At 72.4% G+C, this 15,848-nt stretch carries 16 protein-coding genes and 1 pseudogene; 16 read left to right on the top strand and 1 reads right to left on the bottom strand.

All coding sequences use genetic code 11. The features are described from left to right. Positions 1-61: 61 nt before the first annotated feature. The 11 genes from lepB (E6W39_RS14990) (at position 62) to E6W39_RS14940 (ending at position 10,228) form a co-directional block, all read left to right on the top strand. Complete coding sequence (lepB, locus tag E6W39_RS14990) at positions 62-946, top strand: signal peptidase I (RefSeq protein WP_141633963.1); 885 nt, start codon at positions 62-64, stop codon at positions 944-946. Then, positions 930-1,982: a signal peptidase I gene (gene lepB / locus E6W39_RS14985; RefSeq protein ID WP_141633962.1), complete on the top strand. Its 1,053-nt coding sequence runs from the start codon at positions 930-932 to the stop codon at positions 1,980-1,982. The genes lepB (E6W39_RS14990) and lepB (E6W39_RS14985) overlap by 17 nt, the downstream gene beginning before the upstream one ends. Beyond that, positions 1,967-2,950: a signal peptidase I gene (lepB, locus tag E6W39_RS14980; RefSeq protein WP_141633961.1), complete on the top strand. Its 984-nt coding sequence runs from the start codon at positions 1,967-1,969 to the stop codon at positions 2,948-2,950. Before lepB (E6W39_RS14985) ends, lepB (E6W39_RS14980) begins: the two co-directional genes overlap by 16 nt. A 100-nt stretch (positions 2,951-3,050) precedes the next feature. Beyond that, entirely contained in the window at positions 3,051-3,815 is a 765-nt protein-coding gene (lepB, locus tag E6W39_RS14975) for a signal peptidase I (protein WP_141633960.1), read from the top strand. Then, the gene (locus E6W39_RS14970) at positions 3,815-4,300 is read left to right on the top strand and encodes an NUDIX hydrolase (protein ID WP_141633959.1); all 486 of its coding nucleotides are present in this window, start codon (positions 3,815-3,817) and stop codon (positions 4,298-4,300) included. Before lepB (E6W39_RS14975) ends, E6W39_RS14970 begins: the two co-directional genes overlap by 1 nt. 56 nt (positions 4,301-4,356) lie before the next feature. After that, complete coding sequence (locus tag E6W39_RS14965; RefSeq protein ID WP_101382377.1) at positions 4,357-4,683, top strand: DUF2469 domain-containing protein; 327 nt, start codon at positions 4,357-4,359, stop codon at positions 4,681-4,683. Positions 4,684-4,974: 291 nt separating this feature from the next. After that, entirely contained in the window at positions 4,975-5,385 is a 411-nt protein-coding gene (locus E6W39_RS14960) for a YraN family protein (protein ID WP_141633958.1), read from the top strand. Continuing rightward, a complete protein-coding gene (locus E6W39_RS14955) occupies positions 5,386-6,996 on the top strand; it encodes a YifB family Mg chelatase-like AAA ATPase (protein ID WP_141633957.1) in 1,611 nt (536 codons plus the stop codon). Between the two features lie 65 nt (positions 6,997-7,061). After that, positions 7,062-8,273, top strand: coding sequence for a DNA-processing protein DprA (dprA, locus tag E6W39_RS14950; protein WP_141633956.1), 1,212 nt, complete (start codon positions 7,062-7,064; stop codon positions 8,271-8,273). A gap of 386 nt (positions 8,274-8,659) precedes the next feature. Continuing rightward, the gene (gene whiG / locus E6W39_RS14945; RefSeq protein ID WP_407658614.1) at positions 8,660-9,532 is read left to right on the top strand and encodes an RNA polymerase sigma factor WhiG; all 873 of its coding nucleotides are present in this window, start codon (positions 8,660-8,662) and stop codon (positions 9,530-9,532) included. Positions 9,533-9,667: 135 nt separating this feature from the next. Beyond that, positions 9,668-10,228 carry a TetR/AcrR family transcriptional regulator gene (locus tag E6W39_RS14940; protein WP_141637750.1) on the top strand — a complete coding sequence of 187 codons (561 nt, stop codon included), beginning with the start codon at positions 9,668-9,670 and terminating at the stop codon, positions 10,226-10,228. Positions 10,229-10,377: 149 nt separating this feature from the next. Here E6W39_RS14940 and E6W39_RS44145 read toward each other — a convergent pair. Then, positions 10,378-10,875: pseudogene (locus E6W39_RS44145) on the bottom strand (peptidoglycan DD-metalloendopeptidase family protein); the annotation flags it as partial. Between the two features lie 505 nt (positions 10,876-11,380). Between E6W39_RS44145 and rpsB the strand changes: the two are divergent. The 5 genes from rpsB (at position 11,381) to E6W39_RS14910 (ending at position 15,832) form a co-directional block, all read left to right on the top strand. Further along, on the top strand, positions 11,381-12,277 hold the full coding sequence (rpsB, locus tag E6W39_RS14930) for a 30S ribosomal protein S2 (RefSeq protein ID WP_141633955.1): 897 nt from the start codon (positions 11,381-11,383) through the stop codon (positions 12,275-12,277). A 134-nt stretch (positions 12,278-12,411) separates the two neighbouring features. Further along, a complete protein-coding gene (tsf, locus tag E6W39_RS14925; protein WP_141633954.1) occupies positions 12,412-13,251 on the top strand; it encodes a translation elongation factor Ts in 840 nt (279 codons plus the stop codon). Between the two features lie 204 nt (positions 13,252-13,455). Continuing rightward, entirely contained in the window at positions 13,456-14,211 is a 756-nt protein-coding gene (gene pyrH, locus E6W39_RS14920) for a UMP kinase (RefSeq protein WP_101385292.1), read from the top strand. 92 nt (positions 14,212-14,303) lie between these two features. Continuing rightward, a complete protein-coding gene (gene frr / locus E6W39_RS14915) occupies positions 14,304-14,861 on the top strand; it encodes a ribosome recycling factor (RefSeq protein ID WP_141633953.1) in 558 nt (185 codons plus the stop codon). Positions 14,862-14,986: 125 nt separating this feature from the next. Beyond that, positions 14,987-15,832: a phosphatidate cytidylyltransferase gene (locus E6W39_RS14910; protein ID WP_407658389.1), complete on the top strand. Its 846-nt coding sequence runs from the start codon at positions 14,987-14,989 to the stop codon at positions 15,830-15,832. The last annotated feature ends 16 nt before the right edge of the window (positions 15,833-15,848 follow it).

The following is a 15,848-nucleotide window of genomic DNA, read 5'->3' as shown; positions in this document are numbered from 1 at the left end:
TGGCCCCCGGTTCTCCCCGGGGGTTCAGCCTGCTCAGAAGGGGCCGCTAAGCTCAGCCCCGATGAGCACCCACGAACCGATCGCGGACCGCGACGGCGACCTCGCACCCCCGGGTGCGCGGGAGCCGGCGCGGTCCGCGGCCGTTTCGGAGCCCGATTCGGAATCCATCGCGGGGTCCGTCACGGAGCCCGTTTCGGAATCCGTGACGGAGGGGGCGGCCGAGCAGCCCGAGCAGGTGCCTGAGGGCGAGCAGTCCGAGCCCGGTTGGGACTGGCGTTTCGCGGCCAAGCTGCTGGCCGTCTGCGTCGGCGTGCTGATGCTGGTGAACGCCTTCGTGGCCCAGCCCTTCTCCGTCCCGTCCGCCTCGATGGAGAACGCGCTGCGCCCCGGCGACCGGCTGCTGGTCGACAAGCTCGCCTACCAGTTCGGCGGCACCGTGCGGCGCGGCGACGTCGTGGTCTTCGACGGCACCGACTCCTTCGTCCCCGGCGGTGACAACCAGCCCGGGATCGGCGGCGCGCTGCGCAAGCTCGGCGCGACGCTGGGCGTCGGCCCGTTCGACGGCTCGATCTTCGTCAAACGGGTGATCGGGGTCGGTGGCGACCGGGTGACGTACCGGGTCGGCGACCAGCACCTGACCGTCAACGGCGTGCCGCTGGCCGAGTCCGACTACCTGTTCCCGGGCGACGCCCCCTCGACCGTCGGCTTCGACGTGCAGGTGCCGCCAGGTGAGCTCTTCGTGCTCGGCGACCACCGCAGCGACTCCCGGGACTCCCGGGACCATCTGGGTGATCCGGGCGGCGGGTTCGTGCCGGTGCGCAAGGTGATCGGGCGGGCCGACCTGGTGTTGTTCCCGCTCGGCCGCTGGCACGGCCTGGACCGTCCGGCCGGCTTCGCCGCCGTCGCCGCGGCAGGGGGGACCGGTGCGCATGGGGCTCAGGGGTAGGACGGCGCCCACCGCCGGGCCGGGGTCCGCCGAGGCGCCCGCCGCCCGCGGGCGGGCCGAGCGCCGCCGCACCGCTCGCCGGGCGACCCGCCGCGGTCGCCGCTCGCTGCTCCGGGAGCTGCCCCTGATCGCCGTGCTGGCGCTGGCCATCGCGGTGGCCCTGAAGACCTTCTTCGTCCAGGTGTTCGTGATCCCCTCGGGCTCGATGGAGCAGACCATCGCGATCGGCGACCGGGTGCTGGTGGACAAGCTGACCCCGTGGTTCGGCAGCACTCCCCGGCGCGGCGACGTGGTGGTGTTCAAGGATCCCGGCGGCTGGCTGGAGAACGACCGGCAGCCGGAGACCGACGGGCCCCTCGCCCGCGGCGTGAAGAGCGCCTTCAGCGCCGTCGGGCTGCTGCCCTCGGCCGGCGGGGGCGATCTGATCAAGCGGGTCATCGGAGTCGCCGGTGACACCGTGGTGTGCTGCGACGCGCAGCAGCGGATCACCGTCAACGGCACGCCGATGGCGGAGCCCTACCTGGCCCAGGGGAACCCGGCCTCGCAGATCCCGTTCCGGATCACCGTGCCGCCGGGGCGGCTCTGGGTGATGGGGGACCACCGCGACCTGTCGGCCGACTCGCGCTACCACATGACCGGGCCGGACCAGGGCACCGTGCCGCTCTCCGACGTGGTCGGACGGGCCTTCATGATCGCCTGGCCGTTCGACCGGATCGGCGGCATCGCGCGGCCCGGTTATTCCGGACCGGCGGCCCAGGGTCCGCCGAAAATTCCGGCCGGTGGGCCGGATCCCCGGGAACGCTCACTCGTTATGGGGTTGTTGGGCGTCGCTCCAGCCGTGCTGCGGCGCGGGCGCGGAGTCGGGCCTGCGGCCCGTCAGCTACGCTCGCCCGCCGTGTGGGAAGCCCCGCAGAGGGTGCCCGGGGTGATAGAGAAGTGCAGGAGTAGCAGGCGTGGTGCCCGCTGTGCGGCACTGGTGACCGCGGACGAAGGTCGTCCGCACAGCAGGGAGGAGAAGTCGTGGGGGATCTGGTGATCGGCGCCCGCGGGGCCGGCGAGCCCGAGGGCTCCGGCCGGCGTACGGCCCAGTCCACCGAGTCCGGCGGGCCTGCGGAACCCGCCGACGGCGCGGGCGGCCACGGCGAACCGGCGGACCAGCCGAACTACCCGGCGGGCGAGCTGCCGGTTCCGCCGACGGCGGCCGGTGAGACGACCGGGCCGCCGCGGAAGGAGCGCAAGCAGCGCTCGTTCTGGAAGGAACTGCCGATCCTGGTCGGTATCGCGCTGGTCCTGGCGCTGGTCATCAAGACCTTCTTCGTCCAGGCCTTCTCGATCCCGTCGGAGTCGATGCAGAACACCCTCCAGGTCGGCGACCGGGTGCTGGTGGACAAGCTGACGCCGTGGTTCGGTGCCAAGCCGGAGCGCGGTGACGTGGTGGTCTTCCACGACCCGGGCGGCTGGCTGAACGAGGTGCCGTCCACGCAGAGCTCCAACACCGTGGTGCGCGGCATCCAGGACGTGCTGAGCTTCATCGGCCTGATGCCCTCGGCCAATGAGAAGGACCTGATCAAGCGGGTGGTCGCGGTCGGCGGCGACACCGTCGAGTGCGAGGGCAACGGGCCGCTGAAGGTGAACGGCGTGGCGCTCAACGAGCCGTACGTATACAACAGCAACCCGGAGCTGGGCGCGTGCGGCAACCGGCCGTTCGGCCCGGTGAAGGTGGCCCCGGACCACGTCTGGGTGATGGGCGACCACCGCGACGACTCGCTGGACTCGCGGTACCACATGGACCAGCCCGGCGGCGGTGCCGTCCCGGACAGTGACGTGGTCGGCCGTGCCTTCGTGATCGCCTGGCCGATCGGCCACTGGACGACCCTGCCGGTGCCCGACACCTTCGACCAGAAGGGCCTGGCCTCGGCGGCCCTGCCGTTCGCGCCGCCGCTGCTCGGCGCGGCCGGCGCGGTGCCGGCGGCCTGGTGGCTGCGGCGCCGCCGGCTCGGGTAGCTGCTCGGCTCTTGCGCGGGCCGTGGTACCGACGAGTAATCTGCTCGGACGTGCCACGGCCCGCCGCCGTGTCCGGCTCTCGCACCTAGGACGGTCAAGCATGAGCAGCGTTGCCGCCGGAGCCCCCGGCACCACGGCCGCCCGCAAACCGGCCCCGCGGAGCGCCCGCCGCCGGCTCGGCGCCGTGCTGCAGGGCGTCGCACTGGCGCTCGGCCTGGTGCTGATGATCGGCGGCACGGCCCTGATCGGCGTCACCTACCACTTCTTCAAGGTGCCCACCGGCTCGATGCGCCCCGGGATCGACCCCGGCGACACCCTGGCCGGTCGGCCGGTCTCCGGCAGCGCGGTCGGCCGCGGCGACGTGGTGGTCTTCCAGGACACCGCCTGGGAGCAGGACACCCTGGTCAAGCGAGTGGTCGGCGTCGGCGGCGACACCGTGGTCTGCTGCGACGCGCAGCAGCGGATCACCGTCAACGGCACCCCGATCGACGAGCCCTACCTGGCCCCGGCCGGCCTGGCACCGCAGATCCCGTTCAACGTCACCGTCCCGGCCGGCCGGCTCTTCGTGCTCGGCGACAACCGCACCGGCTCGCAGGACTCCCGGGTGCACCTGGGGCTGGCCTCCGGCACCGTGCCGGACTCCGCGGTGCAGGCCAGGGTCGAGGCGACCGTCTGGCCGCCGTCACGCATCGGGATGCATGCGCCGACCACCGCGTTCGCCGCCCTCGGCCGCCCCACGGCGGGCCGGTCCGGGCCGCTGGAGACCGAGTTCTGGGCGGCCGTGGCGGGTGCCGCGCTGATCCTGCTCACCTCGCTGATCGGTTCGGTCGCCGGGCTGGCCCGGCGGATCGCGGGGCGGCGCTGATGGCGGGCCCGATCCGGCGGCGCGACGCGGCCCGGGTGCTGCTGCTCGACGAACGGGACCGGCTGCTGCTCTTCCACGGCTTCGACCCGGCCAGGCCGACCCTCACCTGGTGGTTCACGCCCGGCGGCGGGGTGCGGCCCAGGGAGCAGCCGCGCGAGGCGGCGCTGCGCGAGCTGGCCGAGGAGACCGGGCTCACCGGGATCGAGCTGGGTCCCCAGGTCGCCGTCGACCTGGCCGAGTTCAGCTACGCCGGACAGGACTACCGGCAGCACCAGGTCTTCTACCTGGCCCGCACCGGCCCCGGTGAGGTGCACCTGGACGCCTCCGGCAGCGAGCCCGAGGAGCGGCCGCAGCTCGCCGAGGCGCGCTGGTGGACGCTGGACGAACTGCGTGCCACCACCGAGCAGGTCTACCCGGTGCGGCTCGCGGAGCTGCTGGGAAGGTTGTTGAATGAGGGACCACCAGTAGCCCCGGTCACCCTCTGACCGGGGGTGCCGTGGGCCACAATGGGGTGGGACCTGACGAGTGAGGGGACGCCGGCATGAGTGCGGAAGATCTCGAGAAGTACGAGACCGAGATGGAGCTCAAGCTCTACCGGGAGTACAAGGACGTCGTCGGGCTGTTCAAGTACGTGATCGAGACCGAGCGCCGGTTCTACCTCACCAATGACTACGAGCTGCAGGTGCACTCGGTGCAGGGCGAGGTGTTCTTCGAGGTCTCGATGGCCGACGCCTGGGTGTGGGACATGTACCGGCCGGCCAGATTCGTCCGCAAGGTGCGGGTGCTGACCTTCAAGGACGTCAACATCGAGGAACTGGCCAAGAGCGACCTGGAGCTGCCGTCGGACGACGCGGGGTTCGGTAGCTGACCCGGCCCTCGGGCGCCTCCGGGCGGCAGTGCGGTTTCTGGGCGCGGCGACTGTGTTGGGCGCAGCGATTGTCTCCGGGTGTCGCGGTCTTCAGTGGTCTTCAGTGGTCTTCAGTAGTCTTCAGCGGTCGTCTTCAGCCGTCTTCGGTCGTCAGGCGGCCTCGGACCGTTGCGGCCGCTGTCTCCGGGCGGCGGCACGGTTGTCCACAGGGGGCGGGTTATCCACAGCTTCGCGGAAGCTGATGGACCATCAGGGGGCGGCGCGGCACTCTCCGTAGCGGAGGTGATCGCCGTGCGGAACGCACAGCAGGCCCTCGGCCGGTACGGCGAGGAGGTGGCCGCCCGTCGCCTGGAGCGGGACGGCCTGCGGATCCTGGAGCGCAACTGGCGCTGTCGCCAGGGCGAGCTGGACATCGTCGCCCTGGAGGGCGACACGGTAGCCGTCTGCGAGGTCAAGACCCGCTCCGAGCAAGGGTTCCAACGGCCCGAAGAGGCGCTGGACCAGACTCGCGGTGAGCGGTTGCGGGTGCTCGCCGAGCGCTGGCTCAGCGAGCGCTGGCCGGCCCACTTCGCCCGGCTGGCCGAGGTCGCGGTGCCCGGACCGGCGCCGCTGCCGCCCGGCGGGGTGCGGATCGACCTGGTCGCGGTGGTCAGCCGGGCCCGGGGAGCGGCCCGGGTCGAGCACCTGCGGGGGGTGGTCTGAATGGCCTTCGCCCGGACGTGCTCGGTGGCCCTGGTCGGGGTGGACGGCGTGGTGGTCGAGGTCCAGGCCGACCTGGAACCGGGCGTCGCCGCGTTCACCCTGGTCGGACTGCCGGACAAGGCGCTCAGCGAGGCCCGTGATCGGGTGCGGGCCGCCGTGGTCAACAGCGGCGAGTCCTGGCCGCAGCGCAAGCTCACCGTCGGGCTCAGCCCGGCCTCGGTCCCCAAGAGCGGCAGCGGCTTCGACCTCGCGGTGGCCTGCGCGGTGCTCGCCGCCGCCGAGCGGCTGCCTCCGCCGGCCATCGCCGATCTGCTGATCATCGGGGAGCTGGGGCTGGACGGCCGGGTCCGCCCGGTGCGCGGGGTTCTGCCCTCGGTGCTGGCCGCCGCCGATGCCGGATACAAGCAGGTGGTGGTCGCCGAGCAGACCGCCGCCGAGGCCGCCCTGGTGCCCGGCGTCTCGGTGCTCGGGGTGCGCAGCCTGCGCCAGCTGATCGCGCTGCTCACCGACGCACCGGTGCCCGATGAGCCGCCGGACGCTGCGGTCGGCGGGCCCGATCCGCTGATGGCCGGGCTGCTGCTGCCCGGCGCGGCGGTGCGGCGCAGCACCGCTGACGCCGAGTTCGGCCCCGACATGGGCGATGTCGCCGGGCAGTTCGAGGCCCGGCGGGCGCTGGAGATCGCCGCCGCCGGCGGGCACCACATCTACCTCAAGGGGCCGCCGGGCGCCGGCAAGACCATGCTCGCCGAACGCCTGCCCGGCCTGCTGCCGCCGCTCACCACGACCGAGGCGCTGGAGGTGACGGCGGTGCACTCGGTGGCGGGTCTGCTGCCGCCCGGTCGCCCGCTGGTCGACCTGCCGCCGTACTGCGCCCCGCACCATTCCACCACCATGCCCGCGATCGTCGGCGGTGGCAGCGGACTGCCCCGCCCGGGCGCGGTCTCGCTGGCACACCGAGGGGTGCTGTTCCTTGACGAGGCACCGGAGTTCCCGGTCCGGGTGCTGGACGCGCTGCGGCAGCCGCTGGAGTCCGGCGAGGTGGTGATCGCCCGGTCCGCCGGGTCGCTGCGGCTGCCGGCCAACTTCCTGCTCTGCCTGGCGGCCAACCCCTGCCCCTGCGGGCGGTATTCGCGCCGCGGTGAGGGGTGCGACTGCACGCCGGTGATGGTGAGCCGGTACCAAGGGCGGCTCTCCGGGCCGCTGTTGGACCGGGTGGACCTGCGGGTGCAGGTCGAGCCGGTCACCAAGGGCGAGTTGCTGGAGCGGGACCGGCGTGCGGAGCGCACCGAGGTGGTGGCGGCGCGGGTGAGGGCGGCCCGGGAGCGTGCCGCGCACCGGTACACCGGCACGCCCTGGCGGACCAACTCCCAGGTGCCCGGGCGCGAGCTGCGCACCCGGTGGCGACCGGACCAGGGAGCGCTGACCGAGGTGGAGCGCGAGATGGACCGCGGCCTGCTCACGGCGCGCGGCCTGGACCGGGTGCTGCGAGTCGCCTGGACGGTGGCCGACCTGGCCGGCCGGGCCGCGCCCGGGGTCGCCGAGCTGCGCACCGCGCTGGCACTGCGGCGGGGGTTCCCCAGCGGGGTGCGTGGCCTAGGGGGGTTGCTGTGACGGCTGGTCGGCAGCCGGCGGAGGGCCGGGCGGAACACCTGGCGCGGGTGGACCAGGTGGCTGCGGTGCCTGCTGATGGGTCGTCGCCCGTGGTGTCCGGCGCCGGTGGGGCGGGGCAGGCGGCGCTCGATCTGGAGTGCGGTGCCTCGGCCGGGCCGGCCTGCGAGGAGGAGCGGTTGGCGCGGGTCGCACTCAGTCGGGTGGTGGAGCCGGGCAACGCGGTGGTCGGCCGCTGGTTGCGTCGCCGCTCGGCCGTCGAGTTGGTGCGAGTGCTGCGAGTTGGCGCGGGCCACCGCGAACTGCGGCTCACCGCCGAGCGGTTGGGCATGCTGCAGCGCCGATTGGCAGAGGCCGACCCGGTCGCGGACCTCGCCCGGGTGCGGGAGCTCGGCGGACGGTTCCTGGCACCGGGGGACGCGGAGTGGCCGGGCCAACTGGCGGACCTCGGTGACGCGATGCCGACCGGGCTGTGGGTGCTCGGCAGCGGGTCGCTGCGGCTGCTCGCGCTGCGCTCGGTCGCGGTGGTGGGCTCGCGCGCCTGCACCGAGTACGGCGCCCGGGTGGCCGCGGAGCTCTCCGCCGACCTGGCGGAGCGCGGCTGGGTGGTCTGCTCGGGGGCGGCCTACGGCATCGACGCGGCAGCTCACCGCGGTGCGCTGGCGGTCGGCGGGATGACCGTCGCGGTGCTGGCCTGCGGTGTGGATGTGCGCTACCCGCGCGGCAACAGCGGGCTGATCGAGCGGATCCGCGAGCAGGGCCAGCTGGTCGGCGAACTGCCGCCCGGGGAGCACCCGAACCGGTTCCGCTTCGTGCTGCGCAACCGGGTGCTCGCCGCGCTGACCCGGGGGACGGTGGTGGTGGAGGCCGCTCAGCGCAGTGGTGCGCTCAGCACGGCGCAGCGCGCGCTCGGGCTGAACCGGCACACCATGGGCATCTGCGGGCCGGTCACCTCGGAGCTCTCCAACGGGGTGCACGCGCTGATCCGCGGCGGCGGTGCGACGCTGGTGACCAGCGCAGCCGAGGTGATCGAGCAGATCGGCTCGATCGGTGCCGACCTGGCACCGCTGCACCAGGCGCTGGCACGGCCGCGCGACCTGCTGCGCGGGCCGGCCGCCGAACTGCTGGAGGCGATGCCGGCCGGGCCGTCCGGCACCCCGGCCGAGGAGCTGGCCAGGCGCACCGGATTGACATCCGATCAGGTGCTCAAGCTGCTCTATGAGCTGTGCTCGCTGGGCTTCGTCCAGCGGGCGGGGTCGCACTGGAGGGTGATCCGCTGACGGCCGGCGCACCGTCAACGGAAGGTGTTCGTCCGACGGAAGGCGCTGGTCGCTGCTTCTCGGTGCGCACACCCGCTGGGGTGCGGCGCAGGCGTTCGGTCAACGGAGTGAACGCCACCGGATCGGGCGACGGCCAGGTGGTGGTAGCGCAGCGCATCGACCTGATCACGCTACGCTCGCTATGGCTTCCCTATCAGCACATGACTCGGCAGAACGGCGCAGACCCACGTATGCCCACACACATTCCCGGACACAGGGCGACCAGTGCCGGCCGGCCCCCGGGGGCATCCGGCACCGAGGCGCGTCCCGGCATCGACGTTCAGCCGGCGAAGCCCGCGACGGCCGAGGGGGCGGGCAGTGCGGGGCAGCGGGCTGCGTCGACCGGCCTGGTCTCCGTCCCGCCGCCGAGCCGGGGTGCGCGGCGCCATGCGGAACCGGCGACCACGCCGCCGGCCCGGCTGCCCGCACCGGCGCCCCCGCCTCCGTCCCCGTCACCTCCGCGCAGTGCGCTGGAGTCGCTGTGGCGGTCCTACAAGGCCAGCGGTGACGCCAAGCTGCGCGAGCAGCTGATCCTCCACTACTCGCCGCTGGTCAAGTACGTGGCCGGCCGGGTGGGTGTCGGCCTGCCGGCGAACGTCGAACAGGCCGACTTCGTGTCCTCCGGTGTGTTCGGCCTGATCGACGCGATCGAGAAATTCGATCCGGACCGCGCGATCAAATTCGAGACCTATGCGATCAGCCGCATTCGCGGAGCGATCATCGACGAGCTGCGCGCCTTGGACTGGATCCCCCGGTCGATCCGGCAGAAGGCCAAGGCGGTCGAACGGACCTATGCGGCCCTGGAAGCCCGGCTGCGCCGCACGCCGTGCGAGCCCGAAGTGGCGGCCGAGATGGGCATCGCGGTCGAAGAGCTGCACGCGATTTTCAGCCAACTCTCGCTGGCCAACGTGGTGGCGCTGGATGAGCTGCTGCACCCCGCCGGGGACGGTGGCGAGCGGCTGAGCCTGATGGACACGCTGGAGGACACCGGCGCCGAGAACCCGGTCGTGGTCGCCGAGGACCGCGAACTGCGCAAGCTGCTCGCCGGTGCGATCAACACCCTGCCGGACCGGGAGAAGATCGTGGTGACGCTCTACTACTACGAGGGCCTCACCCTCGCCGAGATCGGACAGGTCCTCGGGGTGACGGAGAGTCGGGTCAGCCAGATCCACACCAAGTCCGTGCTCCAGCTCCGGGCCAAGCTCTCCGACCTACGCTGACTCCGATCTGCACTGACTCCGACCTGCACTGACTGTGATCCGGGCCGGCTCGGGGCGGCCCGACACACCCGCTCCGACCAGTGGCGCCGCCGCCTCCGTAGAGTGGGCGGCGTGCCGAAGATCCGAGCCGCCACCCTGGCCGAGCACCGCCTGCGGCAGCGCACCGCCCTGCTGGACGCGGCCCGCGCGCTGCTGACCGAGGGCGGCCCCGAGGCGCTGACCTTCCCCGCGCTGGCCGCCCGCACCGGGCTGGCCCGTTCCTCGGTGTACGAGTACTTCCGCTCCCGGACCGACGTGGTGGAACGGCTCTGCGAGCTCGACCTGCCGCTCTGGGCCGCCGAGATCGAGGCGGCGATGGCGGCCGCCGACGATCCGCTCGCCCGCCTGGAGGCCTATGTGCGCGGGCAGCTCGCGCTGGCCGGCGACCCCCGGCACCGCGCCGTGCTCGCCCTCGGCACGCTGGAGCTGGACGAGGCGGCGCGAGCCCGGATCCGCACAGCGCACGGCGCCCTGACCGAGCTGGTCGTCGAGGACCTGGCCGCACTGGGCCACCAGGAGCCGCGGCTGACCGCGGCGCTGCTGCAGGGCCTGGTGGAGGCAGCGGTCCGGCGCTCGGCGGACTGCTCGCCCACGGAGCGCGAGCAGATCGCGGACGCCGCCGTCACGCTGGCCCGGTGCGGCGTGGCGGGCGTCTGAGCCGTCACCCGCGCCGGTGGCTTGACCGGCGCTGACGCCTGCGCGTGGCCCGGCGGCCTGGCCGAGGTTGACGCCTGCGCGGTGGCCCCCGGCCGCAGCGGGAGCAGGCGGGCCCGCCCGGTGCCCAGCAGCGCGAGCGGATCCAGATACCGCTTCCCGCGCAGCAGCCCCCAGTGCAGGCAGCCGCCCCCGCAGTGGTCGTCGCCGTCCGCCAGCGTCCCGATCGGGTCGCCGGCCGCTACCGCGGTGCCGACCGGCGGGCCGTCGGCGACCGGGAGGTAGCTGGTGCGCAGCGGCGGATCCCCGGTGCCCGGGTGCAGCACGGTGACCAGCGGCCGCCCGGCCACCTCACCCGCGAAGGCGACCACCCCGGCCAGCGCGGCGCGCACCTGATCGCCCGGTTCGGCGGCCAGGTCGACCCCGCGGTGCCCGGGCGCCCACGGCTGCGGCGGCGCCTCGAACCGGCGCAGCACACCACGGGGCCCGCCGACCGGCCAGGCCCGCCCGGCCCCCACCACCGCACCCTCCACCACCGCCCCCAGAGCCGGCCCCGCAGGCCCCGCCGGCGCCACCGCCCCCGGCGCCACCGCGGGCGCCGCCGCACCCGGTGGCGCGTTCCCGGGCAGCAGCACCACGAAGAGCAGCATCAGCAGCACCACCACCCACCGCGCCCGAGGCGGCGGCACCGGCCAGCAAAGGTGACAGTTCGTCATGGCACCGAGGTTCCGCCCGACCCCGCCGCCCGCCAAGGCCCACCCGCGAACCTGTGGACAACCCCGCCCCTGTGGATAACCGTGGATAACCCGGTGCCGCGGGGGCCTCCGGAGGCCGGTCCAGCGCGCCCGAAACCCGTTGAGTCGCCGGTCACGCGGGCCGTCCCGTACACTTCACACGCGACCCGGTGTGTCCCGGGTCGACTTCGCACGCCCCGCCACTGGTGGAATCCCGGCCCAGCCGCCCCACCCGTGCGAGTGCCGCTCGGTCCCACCGAGCCCGGCGCGGTCCGCCGCGCAGGCCCGGTCGGCTCGGCACGTCGGGGCGTCAGGCGTGGCGGTCACCCGACCGGCACGGACAACCGAGCAGACCCGGTAGCCGCCGAGTGCCCGAGGGGCAGCAACGGTGTGCCGGGCGTAACACCCAAGGAGCACGGCCATGGCCGTCGTCACGATGCGGGAGCTGCTGGAGAGCGGCGTCCACTTCGGTCACCAGACCCGCCGCTGGAACCCGAAGATGAAGCGCTTCATCCTCACGGAGCGCAACGGCATCTACATCATCGACCTCCTGCAGTCGCTGAACTACATCGACCGCGCCTTCGAGTTCGTCAAGGAGACCGTTGCCCACGGCGGCAGCATCCTCTTCGTCGGCACCAAGAAGCAGGCCCAGGAGGCCATCGCCGAGCAGGCCACCCGCGTGGGCATGCCCTACGTGAACCAGCGCTGGCTCGGCGGCATGCTGACCAACTTCTCCACCGTCTACAAGCGGCTGCAGCGCCTCAAGGAGCTCGGCGAGATCGACTTCTCGGACGTGGCCGGTTCCGGCCTGACCAAGAAGGAGCTCCTGGTCCTCCAGCGCGAGCACGACAAGCTGGAGAAGACCCTCGGCGGTATCCGCGACATGCAGCGCGTCCCGAGCGCGGTGTGGATCGTGGACACCAAGAAGGAGCACATCGCGGTCGGCGAGGCCCGCAAGCTCAACATCCCGGTCGTCGCCATCCTCGACACCAACTGCGACCCCGACGAGGTCGACTACAAGATCCCGGGCAACGACGACGCGATCCGCTCCGTCACCCGCCTGACCCGTGTGATCGCCGACGCCGTCGCCGAGGGCCTGAAGGCCCGTGCCGGTGTCGCCAAGGGCGACGTCAAGGCCGAGCCGGGTGCCGACCAGCCGCTGGCCGACTGGGAGCAGGACCTCCTGAAGACCGGCGAGCAGAAGGCCGAGGAGGCCCCGGCTGCCGAGGCCCCCGCTGCCGAGGCGCCCGCCGCCGAGGCTCCGGCCGCCGAGGCTCCGGCCGCCGAGGCTCCGGCCGCCGAGGCCGAGCAGGCCTGACGCACTGAGGGCGAGGGGCATCAGCCGGCCGGTACCGACCGGCTGGTGCCCCTTTCTCCACGTGCCGGGACCTGACCAGGGCCCCCGGCGCACCCACCCCGCAGACACGCGAGACGCGAGAAGAGATTCACACCATGGCGAACTTCACCGCCGCGGACGTCAAGAAGCTCCGTGAGCTCACCGGCGCCGGCATGATGGACTGCAAGAAGGCGCTCGACGAGGCCGAGGGCGACGTCCAGAAGGCCGTCGAGCTGCTCCGTATCAAGGGCCAGAAGGGCGTTGCCAAGCGCGAGGGCCGCGACGCCTCCAACGGTGCCGTCGCCGCCGTGATCGCCGAGGACAAGAAGTCCGGCGTCCTCGTCGAGCTGAACTGCGAGACCGACTTCGTCGCCAAGGGCGAGAAGTTCGTCGCCGTCGCCGACGCGATCGCCGCGCACGTCGCCAAGACCGCCCCGGCCGACCTGGACGCCGCCCTGGCTTCCGAGATCGAGGCCGGCAAGACCGTCCAGCAGTTCGTGGACGAGGCCAACGCCAACCTGGGCGAGAAGATCGTCTTCCGTCGCTTCGCCCAGTTCGCCGGTGACGGCTTCGTCGCTGTCTACCTGCACAAGACCAGCCCCGACCTGCCGCCGGCCGTCGGCGTCCTGGTCGAGCTGGACAAGGAGAACGCCGAGGTCGCCAAGGACGTCGCGCAGCACATCGCCGCCTTCGCGCCGAAGTACCTGTCCCGCGAGGAGATCCCGGCCGAGGACCTGGAGAACGAGCGCCGCGTCGCCGAGGCCACCGCTCGCGAGGAGGGCAAGCCGGAGGCTGCCCTGCCGAAGATCGTCGAGGGTCGCGTGACCGGCTTCGTCAAGGAGCACTCCGTGCTGGAGCAGGCCTTCGCGAAGGACAACAAGAAGACCGTGGCCAAGGTCCTGGAGGAGAACGGCGTCGCCCTCAAGCGCTTCGCCCGCTTCCGCGTCGGCGCCTGAGCCACGTTCACCCGGTTCCCGCCTAAGGTAGGAATCGCCGCCACCACTGTGACCCAGTGAGTCGGCACCATGAACGACGAGGAGGCCATTGCCGTGCAGGAGACCGTACCGGTTCCCGCGGCAGTGGCCTCCTCTCGTGTACACGCAGGCCAGGAGCTGAGCACCCCCGGGCCTGTGACCAAGCAGGTGCAGAAGGAGAAGTCCATGCAGGAGACGCAGGAGACCGCGCCGGACGGCACCCGCCGTCGGGTGCTGCTGAAGCTGTCCGGCGAGGCGTTCGCCGGCGGGGGCGGGCTCGGCGTCGACCCCGACGTCGTCCACGCGATCGCGCGAGAGATCGCCACGGTGGTCCGGCAGGGCACCGAGGTCGCGGTGGTCATCGGCGGCGGCAACTTCTTCCGCGGCGCCGAGCTGCAGGTGCGCGGCATGGACCGGGCCCGCTCGGACTACATGGGCATGCTGGGCACCGTCATGAACTGCCTCGCCCTGCAGGACTTCCTGATGAAGGAAGGCATCGAGACCCGGGTCCAGACCGCCATCACGATGGGCCAGGTCGCCGAGCCCTACCTGCCGCTGCGGGCCATCCGGCACCTGGAGAAGGGCCGCGTCGTGATCTTCGGCGCCGGTATGGGCATGCCGTACTTCTCCACCGACACGACCGCCGTGCAGCGCGCCCTGGAGATCCACGCCGAGGTCCTGCTGATGGGCAAGAACGGTGTGGACGGGGTCTACGACTCCGACCCCAAGACCAACCCGGACGCGGTGCGGTTCGACGCGCTGGAGTACGCCGAGGTGATCTCGCGCGATCTCAAGGTGGCCGACCTGACCGCGATCACGCTGTGCAAGGACAACGGCCTGCCGATCCTGGTCTTCGAGCTCCTGACCGAGGGCAATATCGCTCGCGCCGTCAGGAGTGAGAAGATCGGCACACTCATCAGCCAGGATTCCGTCCGGGCCTGAGCAGTCGTCAACCGAGCCCCGTCGGACCTGGCGGGGCCTATCAGTACGCCACGGGCGGTGAGCGCCACGGGCAACCGGACAGGGAGCAGACCGTGATCGAAGAGATCCTCCTCGAAGCCGACGAGAAGATGGAGAAGAGCGTCGCCGTCGCCAAGGACGACTTCGCCGCCATCCGTACCGGCCGGGTCCACCCGGCGATGTTCAACAAGATCGTCACCGACTACTACGGCGCGCTCACCCCGATCAACCAGCTCGCCTCCTTCGCCGTGCCGGAGCCGCGGATGGCGGTCATCACGCCCTTCGACAAGAGCGCGATGCGCAACATCGAGCAGGCCATCCGCGACTCGGACCTCGGCGTCAACCCGACCAACGACGGCAACGTCATCCGGGTGGTGCTGCCGCAGCTGACCGAGGAGCGCCGCAAGGAGTACATCAAGCAGGCGCGGGGCAAGGGCGAGGACGCCAAGGTCTCGATGCGCGCGATCCGCCGCAAGGCCAAGGACTCGCTGGACAAGCTTGTCAAGGACAAGGAAGCCGGCGAGGACGAGGTGCGCCGCGCCGAGAAGGAGCTCGACGACCTCACCGCGAAGTACGTGGCGGCCATCGACGAGCTGCTCAAGCACAAGGAATCCGAGCTTCTCGAAGTCTGATGAACGACGCCCCGCACGCCCCAGGCTCCAGGGGCGCAACCCCGCAGACCCCCGCCTCGCCGCAGGCCGCCCCCGAGCGGTCGGCCGGTCCGGCGGGGGCCCGACCCCGAGCGCAGGAGAGTCAGGTGGCCCAGTCCGAGCCGCAGCAGCCCCCCAAGCAGCGGGGCGGCCGCAACCTCCCCGCGGCGATAGGGGTGGGGCTCAGCCTTGGCGTGGTGATCATCATCTCGCTCTTCGTGGTCAAGGTGCTGTTCCTGATCGTCGTGGTGGCGGCGGCCTCGGTCGGGGTCAAGGAGCTGACCAGCCGGCTGGCCGAGCGCAAGGGCATCGAGGTTCCGCTGCCCCCGCTGCTGCTCGGCGGCCTGGCGATGCTGACCAGCGCCTACTGGATCGGTCTGCAGGGTGCCGCCGCGTCGTTGGCGCTGACCGCACTGGCACTGATGATCTGGCGGATGAGCCGGCCGCCGGAGGACTACCTGCGGGACATAACGGCCGGCGTCTTCACGGCCTTCTACGTCCCGTTCCTGGCGTCCTTCGTGGCCGTGATGCTCTCCGCCCACGACGGGCCGCAGCGGATCGTGCTCTTCCTGGTGGTCACCATCTGCAGTGACACCGGGGCGTACGCGGTGGGGTACAAGTTCGGCCGGACCAAGCTGGCGCCGACGATCAGCCCCGGCAAGACTCGCGAGGGCCTGGCCGGCGGCATCGGGCTCTCGATGCTGGCCGGAGCGCTGCTGATGTCCTGGCTGATCGACGGCGGCCACTGGTGGCAGGGCCTGATCCTGGGCGGCTGCGCGGCGGTGATCGCCACCATCGGCGACCTGGCCGAATCGATGATCAAGCGCGATCTGGGCATCAAGGACATGGGCACGCTGCTGCCCGGCCACGGCGGGATCATGGACCGGCTGGACTCGCTGCTGCCGACCGCCCCGGTGGTCTGGCTGCTGCTGACCGCCTTCGTCGGCGGCTGAGTTCCGAGAACGACAG

The organism is Kitasatospora acidiphila (genome assembly GCF_006636205.1).
In the GTDB taxonomy this organism is placed as follows: Bacteria; Actinomycetota; Actinomycetes; order Streptomycetales; family Streptomycetaceae; genus Kitasatospora; species Kitasatospora acidiphila.
The sequence above is the reverse complement of the archived record's forward strand: the minus strand, read 5'-3'. Positions and strand labels throughout refer to the sequence as shown.